A 16,156-nucleotide genomic window follows, 5' to 3' on the forward strand; every position below is an offset into this window, starting at 1 on the left:
ATTTAATTACGCGTTTTCAGCTAACATTTTTTGTCCTGCCTCAATAGCTTCTTCGATAGTTCCTTTCAGGTTGAAAGCAGCTTCCGGCAAGTGGTCTAATTCACCATCCATAATCATGTTGAATCCTTTGATGGTATCTTTGATATCTACCAATGATCCCGGAATACCTGTAAACTGTTCAGCTACGTGGAAAGGCTGAGATAAGAATCTCTGAACTTTTCTCGCACGGTAAACAACGGATTTATCTTCTTCAGAAAGTTCTTCCATACCAAGAATCGCAATGATATCCTGAAGCGCTTTATATCTCTGAAGAATTTCTTTTACTCTCTGAGCACAGTCATAATGTTCGTTACCGATAATTTCCGGAGCAAGGATTCTTGATGTAGAAGCCAATGGATCTACCGCAGGGTAAATACCCAATGAAGCAATTTTTCTGTCTAGTACCGTAGTAGCATCCAAGTGAGCAAACGTAGTTGCAGGAGCCGGGTCAGTTAAGTCATCCGCAGGTACATAAACTGCCTGTACTGAAGTAATGGAACCGTTTTTAGTAGAGGTAATTCTTTCCTGCATCGCACCCATTTCAGAAGCAAGCGTTGGTTGGTACCCTACCGCAGAAGGCATACGACCAAGAAGTGCAGATACCTCAGAACCAGCCTGTGTAAAACGGAAGATGTTGTCTACGAAGAAAAGTACGTCTCTACCTTGTCCGCTTTCACCACCGTCTCTGTAGTACTCAGCTAATGTAAGACCGGAAAGGGCTACTCTCGCTCTTGCACCTGGCGGCTCGTTCATCTGTCCGAAAACGAATGCTGCTTTAGAATCTTTCATTGCTTCCAAATCTACTTTGGAAAGATCCCATCCGCCTTCTTCCATAGAATGCATGAAGGCATCACCATACTTGATAATCCCTGATTCAAGCATCTCTCTCAAAAGGTCATTTCCTTCTCTCGTTCTTTCACCTACTCCGGCGAATACAGAAAGACCTCCGTGTCCTTTTGCAATATTGTTAATCAACTCCTGGATCAATACTGTTTTACCTACACCGGCACCACCGAACAATCCAATTTTACCCCCTTTTGCGTAAGGTTCAACCAAGTCGATTACTTTAATACCTGTAAATAAAACTTCTGCAGAAGTTGAAAGTTGATCAAATTTTGGAGCCGGTCTGTGAATTGGAAGACCACCCTCCTTAGAAATATTTTGAAGTCCGTCGATAGCATCACCAACTACGTTGAAAAGTCTTCCGTTTACAGCCTCTCCGATAGGCATTGTAATAGGATCTCCATACCCGATTACATCCTGACCTCTCTTAAGACCGTCTGTAGCGTCCATTGCGATACATCTTACTGTATCTTCTCCAATATGCTGTTCTACTTCTAAGATTACTTTTTCACCGTTTTCTTTTGTAATTTCCAACGCGTCATAGATTGCCGGAACTGCTTCCACATCTGTGAAGACAACGTCGATTACCGGACCAATAATTTGAGAAATTTTACCTTTAATTTGGTTTGCCATTGCTAAATTTTTTCTTGGTGCAAATATAATGATTCTTCATAAACCCACAATTGGTAAAAAAAAGATTTTTATCATACTTTTTACTAATTTACTAATCTACCAATGTACCAATATAACAATGATACCGGTTGAGAATATTGGTAAACCGTTAAATTGGTACATTGCTACATTATCTTTATATTTGCAGTCAAAATTTTTCCGTTTTGAAAGTTTTCAAGAATTTTAAAGATTATTCCTCTCAAAAGCCTTTAGCGTTATCTTTAGGGATGTTTGACGGAGTTCACCTGGGGCACAAAAGTATCATCGATGAACTGATAAAAGTAGGTACAGAGAATAATCTGGAAACTGCAATCCTTACTTTCTGGCCGCATCCTCGCTTTGTTTTTAATCCGAATGAGGATCTTAAACTTCTGAATACAGTGGATGAGAAAAAGGATCTGATGGAAAAATACAGCATCGATCATCTTTTCCTGAAAGAATTTGATGAAGAATTCAGAAATCTTACCGGAGAGGAATTTGTACGCCAGATTCTGATCGACAAATTAAATGTGAAATACCTTATTATAGGCTATGATCATTCATTCGGGAAAAATAAAAGCGGAAATTTCGAACTTCTTCAAAAGCTCTCCAAAGAGCTGGATTTTGATGTGGAACAGATGGAGGCCATCAATATCCACGAAAACAATATCAGTTCAACGAAAGTCCGCAACGCCCTGTTAGCGGGAAATATCAAAGAAGCCAATGAAATGCTGGGTTACTCCTACTCTGTTTCGGGAACTGTGGTTCACGGGAAAAAGATAGGCCGCACCATCGGCTATCCTACTGCCAATATTGAAACCGAATCTATAAAACTCCTTCCTAAAAAAGGGGCTTATATTGTAGAAACTGAAGTAAAAGGCCAACAGTATAAAGGCATGCTGAGCATCGGTACCAACCCTACCGTGAACGGAGAAAAATTAACCGTTGAAGTTTATATTCTGGATTTTGACGGAGATATTTATGATGAAAAGATCACCGTGAGGTTCAGGGATTTTCTCCATGACGAAATTAAATTTGAGGGCCTTGAAAAGTTGATTGAAAGACTGGATGAGGATAAAAGACTTACCCGGGAATTTCAGTTCTAAAAATTTTTGTTAATCCCCAAAATAATGTGAATAGGTAAAAGTCTTTGGGTATACAAACTTTCACTAATATTATTTATTGAATATTTTTGAATGCTATCAGAATTTAATAAATTATTTCCCTGTAGAAATATATTAGTGTTATATTTTTTATAGTTGTAATTTAATTTCATATCCCAGAACTGAGTTGTTTTCTGATGAGTATTACCAAACTTGTAATATTCTAATAAAGATTCAATTCTAAATTGAGGATTCACAGCAAAATACAGATTAAAAAATCCTTTCTGATCTTTATAATCATTCGAATTTATATCTGATACAATTTTATTGAAAGACCATTCATATCCAAGCTCATAATTTACAAAGCCTGTAAATCCGGACTTCATTTCAAAACCTACTTTTTTATTGGAGAATTCTGATTGTATCAATGGCTTATTGTTAATACTGTTTTCGTAATCAGAAAGCATATAGGAGCTGATCAAACTTATTCTGGATTTCAGAAATTTAATATATTTTCTCACTTCCAGGTTTGATGATAACGTATTATTGTTTTTCACAAGAATACTCTGATTGAAAGTGAAATTTGGATTTACAATCATATTATTTGAAAGATAATCTTCACTTCTGAAATAATTGATATTAAAATTAAGATATTCGGATGTCATTTCACCGATATTATAACTAAACCCAATATTGAAATCAGGCAACACAGCAAAACCGGTATCACTTTGTTTAAAATTTCTATTGCCCTGATAAATATAATTAACGTACATATCATTTATGGAAATTGTTGAAAATTTTCTTCCTGCATTAAGATTAAAATTACCTGCCTTGTTACTTTTATATCCTAAATTAACCTGAGGAGAAATATAAAAGCCTGATTTATTTTCATTATTAAAATCTGAAGAAATTAGCTGGTTTAAAAACATTACGCCATAACTCCATTTCTTATTTTTTATTTGATATTTCCCTTGTAAGAATAAATTGTTTTGTGAAAATTCTAAATTATTTACAAATTGACTATTATCGAAAATAATCTTTTGATTATTCAAATCAAACACAGTCAAATCGGAATTTAACTGATCTTTTCTGAACTCATTTCCAAGCTGGATTTCAAACGATTGATTTTTGGAATATTTTTTCAGATATGAAATTTTAGCGCCACCAAAATGCATTTTAGAATTGATAACCTGATTTATTCTCTGAGCACTTACGTTATTAATAATATATTGAAAAACATCATTATTATCGGTAAAGTCATATGGGCGATCCTGGAAAATATATCTTGCAACCACAACAAAAGCTTTTGATGAATCCATTTTCTTTGTGTAGACCAACTTATTCTCATTAGCAAAAAGTCGATTCGTTCCTATTTGATTATTAAGCTGCCCGTTGAAAAGGAAAACATTGTTATTATTTTCATTCAAGGATGAAATTTTATTATAAAATTGAATATTTGAGTTGTTTTTAAATTCTTTTGAAATCTCAAGCTTTCCTATGATATTTCTATTATTCTGTTTCCAGGTTTTATCTTCAATATTGGTAAAATTTAAGTCTCCATAATTGAATCTGTAAAAACTGTTGATATAATTTCTATTTTCAATATCATTAAATATTGTAACAAATTTCAGTTTCCAGTCAGTTTTAAAATTATAGATATAATTGAATGAAGCTAGTTTGTCATTATTAAAATTGGTTCTTTTTTCTTCAAATTGAAAATTTTTCTGATGAAGATTAATAATGGATAATGTATTAATATTTGTTCCGATATTTTCGGCACCATTTTCAGAATTTGGACTGACAAGATATTCAATTCCTTTCATCTCATTTAATCCAAGATTATTGGCATTTGTCAAAAGATATATTTTTTGTCTTTTTCGAAAAATTCATAATATTAAGTTTTCCCTGCCGCATATCTTCTTTATAGCTTGTAGAAGCCAGTAAAACATTTCCAAACCATTTTCCTTTAGCATTTTCTTTTAAAGTAAGGTTAAGGGCAATACGTTCTGTGTCTTCAATGTTTTTGAGAAGCTTATTTCTGGAATAATTTTTAAGAACCTGAATTTTATCCAAAGGCTGTGAAGGCATATTTTGAGTTAATGTTTGATAACCCCTCTCAAATAAATCATCATTTTCTATCATTACTCTTTCAACTTCCTTGTTGCCAAATTTTATTTTACCATCACTTTGCACAGTAATTCCAGGAAGCTTTTTCAAAAGCTCTTCTACGTTCTGTTCTGTACCGTTAGAAAAGCTTTGAGCATTATATTCTATTGTATCTTTTTTTAATCTTATAGGGGTTGTTCTTTTAATAATGACTTCTTTTATTTCTTTTACTTTCTCAATTTCTAGTTTTATGGTTTTCAGATCAATGCTGGTTCCTTTTTTAATAAAAGAAATGGGAATTTTTTTAGCTGAATATCCCATTGCTGAAATTTGTAAAATAAAATCACCAAACTTATCCGTTTTTAACAAAAAACTTCCGTCTTTATTACTAAAGGCGAAAGTTATAATATTGTCTTGCGAATCTGTAAGAATTATATTCGCCCTCGAAACTGGCTGTACCTCTTCTGATACTATAAATCCTTTAATCTCAGTTTGTGCAGAGATTTTTAGAAATAGTAAAAAAAGTAGTAAACATAAGTTTTTCATTAAGGCTTTTTAGATTCTTCCCATTCAAAAGAAGTTTCTCTGATATATTCACGAAGTGGCGGAACAATCATATTACCGCTGGTTCCCTTTGGTAAATTAGCAATTGATTTTTCCTGTATTGTTTTAAAAGAAATATTTTCCTGTTCTATAAAATCTCTGTAAGTTTTTATTTTATTTTTATCAACTTTTTCCATGAATTCAAATACAGAAGCCGGAATTTCAAGGTTTGAATTTTTAATAATTTGAACAGCTTCATAAGCAAATGTACCACCTTTATCTTCTGCCTTTAATATTAATCCCGGTAAACCGTCTAATTTCCAAGGTCCCAAAGACACCGGGATTTGTGTAGTGAACCATACTGTATATTCCCGACCTCTAAAGCTCCCGGTAGCGCTTGTACAAGTATAACCTAAAATGTCTTTTTTATCTTTTCCAATTTTCCAATCGATAGATGGCTTATCATCAATGATCAGATAATGCTTGTGCCCGGAAGTTGGATATGCGTTGATGCGGAAAACTTTATTAATATCGTCTAGTTTTCGATATGCTTTTTGTCCTCCCCGGATAATTTTATAATTATTTATAATTTCATTAACCGGAGTTTTTTTACCATCAACAAAATCAAAATAATATGATTCTTTATCATTATACATCAAAAATTCCCGACTGCTATCACCAAAAGGAACCAATCTGAAATTATATTCTACTATTGTATTTTGTGCAGATATATAAATTGTAAATAATAGAAAAATATATAGGACAATTTTTTTCTTCATATTATGCTTTATGTTCATTAAAGATGTAATAAAAATAGGAACTTTCGTTCCTATGATTATTAATAGATACTATCATCCGGATCAATTGGGCCTCCTTGCGGACAACCATCAACCCTGGTTATTACAAAAACTATACTTCCTTCTTCATTATCACCACAAGGCTCATTTGTAAGTGTTGGGCCAGCAATAGTATTGAAAGTTCCATCACAATTATAAGATCTTGTTATGTATTTATAGGCACAACTAAAAAAAGATTCAAATTCTGAAACATCTTGATTAGTTTCGCTATTATCTGATATTGAATCCGGTATTTCAATTAGTCTTTCGGCCATATTACTAGCAGATGAAAACCCCGAAATTGCAGCTGTTAAAAACAGTCCTAAAATAATTTTTCTCATTTCTCAATAATTTTAATTTATCATTTTGTTTTTTAAAAAGCACGCAGCTATTAAACACAAATAAATATAAAATCAAAACAGAAAACAAAAGCAAACTTCACTTTTCTTTGAAAAATTCATTATGTTAAATCGTTGTTTTTTTTATTCTTTAGAAAATATAAAGTAACATGATAATATTTGACAGTATTTTAAACATAGAATAATTCTTTGTATTGAAATTTTAATATAAAATAGTGAAATATGCTTCCTAAAAAAAAAAACTTTTTTTGAAACAATATTCATTTATTGAAATCCAAACATAGAATTTTTTTAACAAACGTAATAAGATTGAATTTAAAAAAGTTGGATTACGGAAAAAGACTTACCCGGGAATTTCAGTTCTAGCTATTTACAATCTCCTCCCTCGCCTTTTTCGTTAATGAATTAAACACCAATTCATACGACTGATCTATTAATTTAAAAATAAGATCTCTTTTTAAACCATCCGTGAATACTGAATTCCAGTGGGTTTTATTCATATGAAATGCACCGGTGATCTGTGGATGCTGTTCGCGGAGTTCCGCACTCCATTCCGGATCTGTTTTTACGTTGATGCTTAATGTCTGCTTTTCCAAAGGCATCAGCAGAAACATTTTTGTTCCTACTTTCATCACAAGCGTTTCATTATCAAAGGGAAAAGTTTCAGTAACTCCTTTTTTCGCGAGGCAGTAATCTAGAATTTCGTTAGCATCCATGAATTTATAAATGATAAGTAATTAATGATCATTGATATTAATTTCAAATGTAGTAAATTTAAGAAAGAAATTATCACCCCAATATATCACAATTATTATGAAAGCTTTAGTCATTGGTGCTACAGGTGCCACAGGAAAAGATCTGGTCAAACAGCTACTTAACGATAAAGAGTTTGATGAAGTGAATATTTTTGTCCGGAAACCGGTTGATATTCAGAATGATAAACTGAAAGTTCATGTTGTCAATTTTGACCGCCCGGAAGATTGGAAAGATATGGTAAAGGGTGATGTTGCATTTTCATGTCTTGGGACAACATTAAAAGCCGCCGGGGGAAAAGAAGCACAGAAAAAGGTAGATTACAATTATCAGTATGAATTTGCCAAAGCTGCCAAAGAAAACGAAGTAGAAGATTATATCCTGGTGTCGGCCTATGGAGCCAATCCTACTTCTAAAATATTCTATTCCAGAATGAAAGGCGAGCTGGAAGAAGCTGTAAAACAGCTGCATTTCACCAAAATCACTATTTTCAAACCGGGAATGCTTGAAAGAAAAGACTCTGAAAGAACAGGAGAAGTTCTGGGTAGCAGGATTATAAAATTTGCCAACAAACTCGGATTGCTGGAAAGTCAGAAGCCTTTGCCCACGGAGGTTTTGGCCAAAGCAATGATCAATTCGTCCAAAATAAAAAGTAATGGTTATTCCAGTATTAAACTTGGAAACATTTTCTGTTTTGCTGAGAAGAAAGTGGAAAACTAGTGGTTTCGCGTTTTTAATAGCAATAATTATTCATTAAATAACGTTATTTTTTATTCAAAACAATCAATTTGATTAATAAATAACAAAAAAATTCATTATTTATATCATTTTATTACGAAATAAATATATTTTATTTTTATACTGTATATTTGTCTGAACTTAAAATCAAAATGATGAAAAATGTATTTTTTACAGCCAGCGTACTGGCAGTATTTAGCCTGGGATCATGTAAAAATGATAACGCAAGTCTGGAAAAAGAATTATCTGCAGCACACAGCAAGCTGGAGTCAGACCACAATCTTTTGGAAGAATCCCACACCAAAATGGAAAAAGAGCATGAGGAATTCAACAAGGTACACAGCGCATTAAAAGAGCCTGAAACAAGCGAACACAACAAAACAGAAGCTAACCATCAGGTTATTTTGAAAAGCCACGCAGCACTTATTGACTCGCATTCAGAAATTATAGCACAACATAATACGCTTGAGCAACAGCACAAAGAAGGTAAGCTGGATCTGGCCGAATTAAAGGCGGATCACGAAAGGATGATGAAAGAAGATCAGAAGATACTGGCTGAACATAAAAAGCTGGAAGACGAGCATAAGCTGATTGTGCAACAGGATGAGAAGATCAAAAAGGAGGATCAGCTGAAATAGTATATATATAAACGCTTCGGCTCCGCTCCGCGTGACAGTTTCAAAAATACCTTAGTATTAGATTGTCATGCTAAGAGGAGCCGAAGCGTTTATTTATAAGTTTATTTTATTTCAGATATTTTGTAATCGCCTCGTCCGTAGGCTTTGTGGTACTCACGAAAGTATCGATCAGCTTTCCGTTTTCATCAAGTAAGAACTTTGTAAAATTCCAGAGAATACTGGTATTCTTTACTCCATTTAATTCTTTTTCCGTTAAATATTTAAAAATAGGGGCTGTATCCTCTCCTTTTACAGAAACTTTTGCCGCCAGTGGAAATGTTACCCCATAATTTTTCTGACAGAAAGCACCGATCTCTGCGTTGGTTCCGGGCTCCTGAGCACCGAAATTATTGGCAGGAAAACCTACAATCACCAGTTTGTCCTTATACTCTTCGTACACTTTTTCAAGATCTGCATACTGTGGCGTAAATCCGCACTCTGAGGCGGTATTCACGATAAGGATCTTTTTTCCTTTGAAATCTGCAAAGTTGATCTCGTTACCATCAAGGCTTTCAACTTTGAAATCATATATTGTTTTTCCCATAAGTTCTTTGGTTTTAGCTTGAGAGGCTTCACTTTTCTGATTGATACAGCTCTGTAAAAATGCGACAAAAGAAAGCATTAATAAGAAAATCTTTTTCATTTTTTCTAATTTTTTAAGTAGCAGGATTAAAATTTAAAAATATTGCCCGGAAATACTTTATTGATATCAATTTTGTTCAAAACCATCACATAATCACCATCTTTCTTAGTGCTTGATGATTCTATTCTGAAAGGCATTGCCAGATTTCCTACTTTCTTATAATCCGAGTATAAAAGGGTTTCATCCTTTTTAACTTCTTTCAAAAGCATATAGGATTTCACGTCAAAATAATACAAATTCTTGTTTACATTTTTCGTCAGTTCCACTTTGTGGCAGTAGATATCCCCTACTTTTTCTTTTCCAAGATATTTAGCCTCGAAACCTTTATTTTCCCAATCGATAAAATCATTGTCAAAGCTTTCAGAAACGTACTCAGGATATACCTGCAGTTTATTGGCAGCATAGTTCATAGCATACCCTTTAGTCCCGTCAAAACCTTCGATGGCGGTTTCTTTTCCTCCAATAGAAATCACCGTTTTAGTCAGATTAGGACGCTGCTGGTAAATTTTAATAGGATATTCATCCTTAATTCCTAAAATCACTTTTCCCTGTAGCAGTACTGAATTCAGAAGCTTCCAATTGGTTAATCCTCCGGACAGTTCAATGTTTTTATCTATAATTTCCTTTGCTGTCTGCGCATACAAAGACGTGGTAAGTGTCAAAAGGACTAAGTATATTATTTTTTTCATTTATTTCTTTTAAAATAATCATCTAAAGAAGGTCTAAAAATAAATTTTGATTTATTTTGTTTGTTTTTGGGCACCAGATTTCCATTTTTATACATAAAAACCTGTCCCAGATTTTCTTTAGAATCTAACGGTTTTGCAAGATGTACTGCTTTATTTTCAAATGTATAAGCAATAGGGTCTTCTATGCTGTTTTGTTGTTGGGAAGGCATTTCCAGGTATGACGGATACATTTTATTATCTTTAAATTCCAGCACGAGAAATGTATAAATATCAAACGCCCCGCTTGTTGTGGCTCTGCAGCTGTGATTGAGCTGGGCATAGAATTTTTTATCATTCAGATCCTGACATTTCAAATGGCAACCGAAAAACAATACAATCAGAAATAAAGCCTTAACCAGTAACTTATTTATTCAAATATAAGGGGAATTTGGGGAAAAGCAATGGAAAAGGCAAAAAAGCTAAATGGCGAAAAGGCTGATTTGCAAATTTGCCTATTTGCGATTTTGCGGTTTAGCCATTTAGCTTTTAAATCAGTTTTCTTGCTTTTTCCAGATCTTCCGGTGTATCAATCCCCACTCCGATGAAATTGGTTTCAATTAGCTTGATCTTCATCCCATATTCGAGATAACGGATACATTCTATCTTTTCTGATATTTCAAGAGGTTTCATTTCCAGTTTTGAGAATTGAAGCAGGGCATGTTTTCGGAAGGCATATACTCCAATGTGTTTGTAATACGCTACCTCGTAAGAAATTTCCCGGTGAAAAGGAATCACAGAACGGCTGAAATAAAGGGCAAATCCGCTATTATCGGTGATCACTTTTACGTTATTCGGGTTTTCAATTTCTTCTTTTTCCGTCAGTTTTATTTTTAGGGAAGCCAGTGAAATTTCCTGATTATCATCTTCTTTAAATACCTGAATAAGCTGTTTCAGAGGCTCCAGCTTAAGGAAAGGTTCGTCACCCTGAACGTTGATCACAATATCACAGTCGATGTTCTGTACCGCTTCCGCAATACGGTCGCTTCCGGTTTCATGTTGCCCGGTCATCACTGCTTTTCCTCCATTCTTCACAATTTCATCAAAAATAATTTTTGAATCCGTTGCTACAAAAACTTCATCAAACAGTTCTGTCTCCACAACATTCTTATACGTTGTGGTAATGACGGTTTTTTCTCCCAGCATCTGCATCAGCTTGGCCGGAAAACGGCTGGCTTCGTAACGTGCGGGAATAACAGCGATGATTTTCATTGTATATTAAAGTTATAAGTTATAAGTTATTAATTATGAGTTTTTATTCTTGGTAGTTATAATTATACTTCTTATAATTTTTAAGAGTTCAGACGCCTGATTTCTTAAATTTTCAAATTCTTCTTCAGAAATATAATCTGTAGCATATAGGAGCTCCAGCCAATACAGTGTTTCATCACATTCTTTTTGCGAAATGGACAGTTTATGAATGAAATCCATTCTGCTTTGTGCATTGAGGGCCTCCCTAATATTTGCACCAATAGAAGTTCCTGAACGAAGCATCTGTTTGGAAAGTGTGAATTCTTTTTTATCAGTAATTATTCTTTTATAAAAACGAACAATGTTAACTGCAAATTCAAAACTCTTCTTTCCAACAATACTTTCACTCATAACTCATCATTAATAACTTATAACGTTTTAGTATTTATTTTAATGCATTTAAAGCATTTTCCAGTTTTGGAAGCATGACCTTGATCTCATCCACAGCCAAACCTCCTACAGAAGCACGGAACCAAGGTTCAGATTTTGCTTCTCCGAAAGCTGAGAACGGAACCAATGCTACGCCTGCATCATTAATTAAATAGAAAACCAGATCAGAAGAATCATTAATGACTGATCCATCCGGCTTTGTTTTTCCGATATAGTCTAATCTGATGGTAAGATAAAGCGCTCCCATCGGTTCAATGCTGTCTACAGCTAATCCTTTTCCTTTTAAATCCTGGATTCCTCCGTGAAGTACCTTTAAACTTTCCTCTAATTTTCCTTTGAAATCTTCTACGAAAACATTTACATTTTCAGGGTTTTCAAAGAATTTCGCTGTTGCTTCCTGTTCCGGTTTCGGAGCCCATGCTCCAACGTGCGTCAGAAGCGCCTTCATTTTATCCAGAATATGAGAAGGACCAAATCCCCAACCTACACGTACACCTGTAGCAGCAAGACATTTGGAGATCCCGTCGATGTAAATGGTATATTCTTTCAGTTCAGGGAAAAGAGAAACCGGATCTACGTGATCTGCCCCAAAAGTAAGATTGGAATAGATCTGATCATACATCAGATATAAAGGCTTTTCGTTTTCCCCTCTTTTTTTATTTTCTTCAAGAACCAGCTCGCAGATTTCGGAAAGCTGCTCTTTTGTAAACATAGTTCCTGTAGGATTCAGCGGAGAACATAATGCTAAAAGAACTGCACCTCCCAAGTGCGGTCTCAGATCATCTGCTGTTGGAAGGAAATTGGTTTCAGCTGTTGTTTTCACTTCTACAGCTTCTGCAGAAGTCAGGTACGCGTAGTGATTGTTGTTCCATGAAGGTGTAGGATATACTACTTTGTCTCCTTCGTCAACAATGGTTTTGTAAACCGCATAGATCAAAGGTCTTGATCCGGCTGTAATTAAGATATCGTTTGGTGAATAATCAAGGTTCCATCTGCTTTTCAGGTCTTTGGAAACTTCTTTTCTTAAAGATAAAAGTCCGTTGGCAGGCGGATAATTCGTCAGGTTATTCTGATAGGCCTTCTGAATCTCTTCCTTCAGCAGTGCCGGAATGGGATAGAGATTAGAATTCAGGTCACCAATAGTAAGATTGGCTATTTCCGCTCCTTTTGCTTTTAAATCATTTACTTCATTACCAATTTTTACAATTTCGGAACCGATCAGGTTCGCCGCTAATTTTGAAACTTTCACTTTATTTTTATTTAATTATTTTAATATGATAGTCTAACAATGTATCAATCTAGCAGTGTAACCATAATTGGTAAACCGGTAGACTGATACATTATTACATTAATTTAATTGAGTTGTAAATCTCTTCTTACATCTTCTATTTTCGCTTCCAGAGATTTCAATTTATCCCTGAAATCTGCTTCAGAGGTAATGGAATCTTTCACAGATATGTAAAATTTAATCTTTGGCTCTGTTCCGGATGGTCTTACACATACTTTGGTTCCATCCTGGGTGTAATAAATCAGCACATTCGATTTTGGAATGTCGTTCATCACTTTGGTTTCATTTTTTGAAACGCTGAAGCTGGTCTGCTCTTTAAAGTCTTTTACTTCCTCCACTAATGATCCTGCCAGTTCTTTCGGTGGATTTTCGCGGAAGTTTTTCATCATATTCTGAATTTCTTCAGCACCTTCTTTTCCTTTTCTGACGATATTCACCAGCCCTTCGTAATACATGCCAAGGTCCTGATAGATCTCAATCATGTACTGATACATGGTTCTTCCATTGGCTTTGCACCATGCCGCAATTTCACACGCCACAAGGATACTTCCGCAGGAATCTTTGTCACGGACAAAATCTCCTGTCATAAAGCCGAAACTTTCCTCACCGCCGCAGATAAATTTTTCTTTTCCTTCTGCTTCACGGATCATTTTCCCGATCCATTTGAATCCGGTTAATCCAACTTTACAGTCCACTCCGAATTTCTGCGCAATATCAAAGAAAATATCTGAAGTTACGATGGTCGATCCAATAAACTCTTTTCCGGTAATTCTTTCCTGTTTTCTCCATTCATTCAGAATGTAATAGGTAAGAATGGTATTGGTCTGGTTTCCGTTCAAAAGCTGCATTTCACCATCAAGATTTCTTACAGCAATTCCCAGCCTGTCGCCGTCCGGATCTGTTCCGATCACGATATCCGCGTTGGTGATTCTTGCCAGGTCCATTGCCATTTCAAGAGCTGCAGGTTCTTCCGGGTTCGGAGATTCTACTGTGGTGAAATTACCGCTTGGGATCATCTGCTCTTTTACCAGATCCACTTTTTTGAATCCTGCTTTTTCCAAAGCTTTTGGAATCGTGGTATAGGTTGTCCCGTGTATAGAGGTAAAAACAATATTCAGATTCTCCTTCCCTACATTCTGGTAAGTTGAATTTTCAATACATGCATCGATATATACATCGTCCTGCTCTTCACCGATCCACTCGATCAGATCGTCATTTCCATTAAATTTAATTTCATCAAATTTCACAGAATACACTTCATTGATGATCGCTTCATCATGTGGTGGAACAATCTGTGCTCCATCATTCCAGTATACTTTATACCCGTTGTATTCAGGCGGGTTGTGAGAGGCTGTAAGGACAATTCCTCCGTTGCATTTTTTATCTCTAACGGTAAAGGACAGTTCAGGAGTAGGTCTGTGATCTTTGAAAAGCAGTACTTTAATTCCGTTAGCTGTTAAAACATCAGCCACCAGTTTCCCGAATTCTTTTGAATTATGACGCACATCATAAGCGATGGCCACTTTAATTTCCTCTCCTTTAAACTGCTGAAGCATATAATTGGCCAGTCCCTGTGTAGCCTGTCCCAAAGTATATTTATTGAGACGGTTGGTTCCAACTCCCATGATACCGCGCATTCCTCCTGTCCCGAATTCAAGCTCCCGGTAAAAAGAGTCTTCCAGATCCGGAGAATTGCTGTCGATCAGAGCCTGAACGGCATTTCTTGTTTCTATATCGAATGTATCACTTAACCAAAGTTGTGCTTTTTCTAATGTTGTCATATATATTTCAGTTTGGAAGCAGGAAGTATGAAGATGGGAGAAATTTATCAACCCTGAATTCAACTTTTCCGCTTTTTATTTTATTATTCTGTTATTTAAGCTCGAAGATGGAAGAATGGAGATGGGAGAACTTATCAACTCATAATTCACATTTTCTGCTTTTATTTTACTATTTTGTTTTTTGGCCAGAAAATGGAAGAACGGAGATGGGAGAACTCATCAACATCAAATTCACATTTTCTGTTTTTACTTCAACTCATTATTTTTGGTTTCTTATTATAATTTTCAGCTGTTATTTTACCAGACGTTAATTTTCATTCTTTTAGTTGGTTTCTAAATGCAATAATCTGATTCATTAAATTATAACACTCATTGTATATTTTTAAAAATTCAACCTCTGAAATATAATTCCTGTTTTTTGCTTTATACAAGCAGGTTACAGTTTCGGCTAAGGACCTTATTGCATATCCTAAAAATTTTTTAAATTCCGGTTTAGACTGCAAAATACTTCCTTCCGAAATATTAAGTGCCACAGAATCAGATGCTCTTCTTATTTGTGAAGTTAAATTAAAAGCTTCGTCTTTTGGAAAATTTCGAGACAATTTAAAAATTTCTTCTCCAAATTCCATGGACTTCTGCCAGATAATCAACTTTTCAAATTTGAAACTCATGTTTTGTTTTTTCTCTGCTATAACTTCCCTCTTCCATCTCCCAGCTCTCTTATCACTCCAGTTTTTTATTCTCCACCCGGGTTGTCTTTTCAATTTTAAAAGCCCGGATAGGATCATTATAATATACAAATTTTGCTGTATTCTGAATATTCCCTTTTAAAGAATCTTTTACATTCACTTCTGCATAGTTTCCGTTCTTTGAATCAATCTTCAGGTTTTCTATTTTCCAGTAAGGCGCAATGAGACTGGCTGTATCAGAAATCTTTATCACCGCATCTTTGGTACGTCCCAAAAAGTTGGCCCGGCTTCTGTTCTGCATCTCCACTTCTGCTCTTCTTGTGTTTACCGAACCCATAAAAGTAGCATAATTTTTTAAATTAAGCCTAAAATTATCGGTCTTAATTTCGCTCGAAATATTCATTTCTGCAGAATCCGAGATACTTATCTTTTCAGGATTATATTTCGAATAAATGGTGATATTGTAAAAATCCACTCCCTTCGTCTCGTTTGATTCGGTAATGAATAACCCGTCATCTTTTACTTCAATATCTAAATTATCATACACATTGGGATACGTTTCCACATTCACCATATTTTTCTCTCCTCTGGCGTAGAAAACCCTGAATTTCCCTTTGAGAAAAATATTTTTAAAATTTTCAACAGGAACTTCTTTATTTTCAATATTACCTTTGGGGGATACTTTTCCGCAGGAAACCATCGCTGCAAGCAGACCTACACCTATTATCTTTCTCATAATCA

The 16,156-nt window shown here is 34.9% G+C and carries 18 protein-coding genes; 3 read left to right on the forward strand and 15 right to left on the reverse strand.

Annotated elements, in window-relative coordinates:
* Positions 1–6 precede the first annotated feature (6 nt).
* Positions 7–1,515, reverse strand: coding sequence for a F0F1 ATP synthase subunit beta (atpD, locus tag B7E04_RS14915; protein ID WP_062647129.1), 1,509 nt, complete (start codon positions 1,513–1,515; stop codon positions 7–9).
* Positions 1,516–1,718: 203 nt separating this feature from the next.
* On the opposite strand from atpD, the gene B7E04_RS14925 reads away from it, so the two are divergent.
* Positions 1,719–2,639, forward strand: coding sequence for a bifunctional riboflavin kinase/FAD synthetase (locus B7E04_RS14925; RefSeq protein WP_080779343.1), 921 nt, complete (start codon positions 1,719–1,721; stop codon positions 2,637–2,639).
* Here the strand turns inward: B7E04_RS14925 and B7E04_RS14930 are convergent.
* The 5 genes from B7E04_RS14930 to B7E04_RS14955 all read right to left on the reverse strand — a co-directional run bounded on the left by B7E04_RS14930 (position 2,636) and on the right by B7E04_RS14955 (position 7,196).
* Positions 2,636–4,492 (reverse strand): TonB-dependent receptor, encoded by a 1,857-nt coding sequence (locus tag B7E04_RS14930; protein WP_080779344.1) that lies wholly within the window; start codon positions 4,490–4,492, stop codon positions 2,636–2,638. The genes B7E04_RS14925 and B7E04_RS14930 overlap by 4 nt on opposite strands.
* Positions 4,476–5,288: a carboxypeptidase-like regulatory domain-containing protein gene (locus B7E04_RS14935; protein WP_139785406.1), complete on the reverse strand. Its 813-nt coding sequence runs from the start codon at positions 5,286–5,288 to the stop codon at positions 4,476–4,478. Before B7E04_RS14935 ends, B7E04_RS14930 begins: the two co-directional genes overlap by 17 nt.
* Positions 5,288–6,064, reverse strand: coding sequence for a GLPGLI family protein (locus B7E04_RS14945; protein WP_228439943.1), 777 nt, complete (start codon positions 6,062–6,064; stop codon positions 5,288–5,290). The genes B7E04_RS14935 and B7E04_RS14945 overlap by 1 nt, the downstream gene beginning before the upstream one ends.
* Positions 6,065–6,123: 59 nt before the next feature.
* Complete coding sequence (locus B7E04_RS14950; RefSeq protein ID WP_080779347.1) at positions 6,124–6,462, reverse strand: hypothetical protein; 339 nt, start codon at positions 6,460–6,462, stop codon at positions 6,124–6,126.
* Between the two features lie 380 nt (positions 6,463–6,842).
* Entirely contained in the window at positions 6,843–7,196 is a 354-nt protein-coding gene (locus B7E04_RS14955) for an MmcQ/YjbR family DNA-binding protein (protein WP_080779348.1), read from the reverse strand.
* A gap of 97 nt (positions 7,197–7,293) precedes the next feature.
* Here B7E04_RS14955 and B7E04_RS14960 point away from each other — a divergent pair, with 97 nt between their 5' ends.
* Complete coding sequence (locus B7E04_RS14960) at positions 7,294–7,953, forward strand: NAD(P)H-binding protein (protein WP_080779349.1); 660 nt, start codon at positions 7,294–7,296, stop codon at positions 7,951–7,953.
* 173 nt (positions 7,954–8,126) lie between these two features.
* Complete coding sequence (locus B7E04_RS14965) at positions 8,127–8,609, forward strand: hypothetical protein (RefSeq protein ID WP_139785407.1); 483 nt, start codon at positions 8,127–8,129, stop codon at positions 8,607–8,609.
* Between the two features lie 106 nt (positions 8,610–8,715).
* Here B7E04_RS14965 and B7E04_RS14970 read toward each other — a convergent pair whose 3' ends face one another.
* From B7E04_RS14970 to B7E04_RS15015, 9 genes are all read right to left on the reverse strand, one after another.
* Positions 8,716–9,291 (reverse strand): glutathione peroxidase, encoded by a 576-nt coding sequence (locus B7E04_RS14970; protein ID WP_080779351.1) that lies wholly within the window; start codon positions 9,289–9,291, stop codon positions 8,716–8,718.
* A gap of 26 nt (positions 9,292–9,317) precedes the next feature.
* Entirely contained in the window at positions 9,318–9,980 is a 663-nt protein-coding gene (locus B7E04_RS14975) for a histidine kinase (RefSeq protein ID WP_080779352.1), read from the reverse strand.
* A complete protein-coding gene (locus B7E04_RS14980) occupies positions 9,977–10,333 on the reverse strand; it encodes a hypothetical protein (protein WP_080779353.1) in 357 nt (118 codons plus the stop codon). Before B7E04_RS14980 ends, B7E04_RS14975 begins: the two co-directional genes overlap by 4 nt.
* Before the next feature lie 172 nt (positions 10,334–10,505).
* Positions 10,506–11,228 (reverse strand): 3-deoxy-manno-octulosonate cytidylyltransferase, encoded by a 723-nt coding sequence (gene kdsB / locus B7E04_RS14985; protein WP_080779354.1) that lies wholly within the window; start codon positions 11,226–11,228, stop codon positions 10,506–10,508.
* Between the two features lie 33 nt (positions 11,229–11,261).
* Complete coding sequence (locus B7E04_RS14990) at positions 11,262–11,618, reverse strand: four helix bundle protein (protein ID WP_080779355.1); 357 nt, start codon at positions 11,616–11,618, stop codon at positions 11,262–11,264.
* A gap of 34 nt (positions 11,619–11,652) precedes the next feature.
* Positions 11,653–12,906, reverse strand: a complete 1,254-nt coding sequence (locus tag B7E04_RS14995) for a pyridoxal phosphate-dependent aminotransferase (protein ID WP_080779356.1) — start codon at positions 12,904–12,906, stop codon at positions 11,653–11,655.
* 104 nt (positions 12,907–13,010) lie between these two features.
* The gene (locus tag B7E04_RS15000; RefSeq protein ID WP_080779357.1) at positions 13,011–14,726 is read right to left on the reverse strand and encodes a phospho-sugar mutase; all 1,716 of its coding nucleotides are present in this window, start codon (positions 14,724–14,726) and stop codon (positions 13,011–13,013) included.
* A gap of 314 nt (positions 14,727–15,040) precedes the next feature.
* A complete protein-coding gene (locus B7E04_RS15010) occupies positions 15,041–15,490 on the reverse strand; it encodes a four helix bundle protein (RefSeq protein WP_228439945.1) in 450 nt (149 codons plus the stop codon).
* On the reverse strand, positions 15,450–16,151 hold the full coding sequence (locus B7E04_RS15015) for a GIN domain-containing protein (RefSeq protein WP_080780704.1): 702 nt from the start codon (positions 16,149–16,151) through the stop codon (positions 15,450–15,452). The genes B7E04_RS15010 and B7E04_RS15015 overlap by 41 nt, the downstream gene beginning before the upstream one ends.
* Positions 16,152–16,156 lie beyond the last annotated feature (5 nt).

It is taken from the genome of Chryseobacterium phocaeense (assembly GCF_900169075.1).
GTDB classification, from domain to species: Bacteria; Bacteroidota; Bacteroidia; order Flavobacteriales; family Weeksellaceae; genus Chryseobacterium; species Chryseobacterium phocaeense.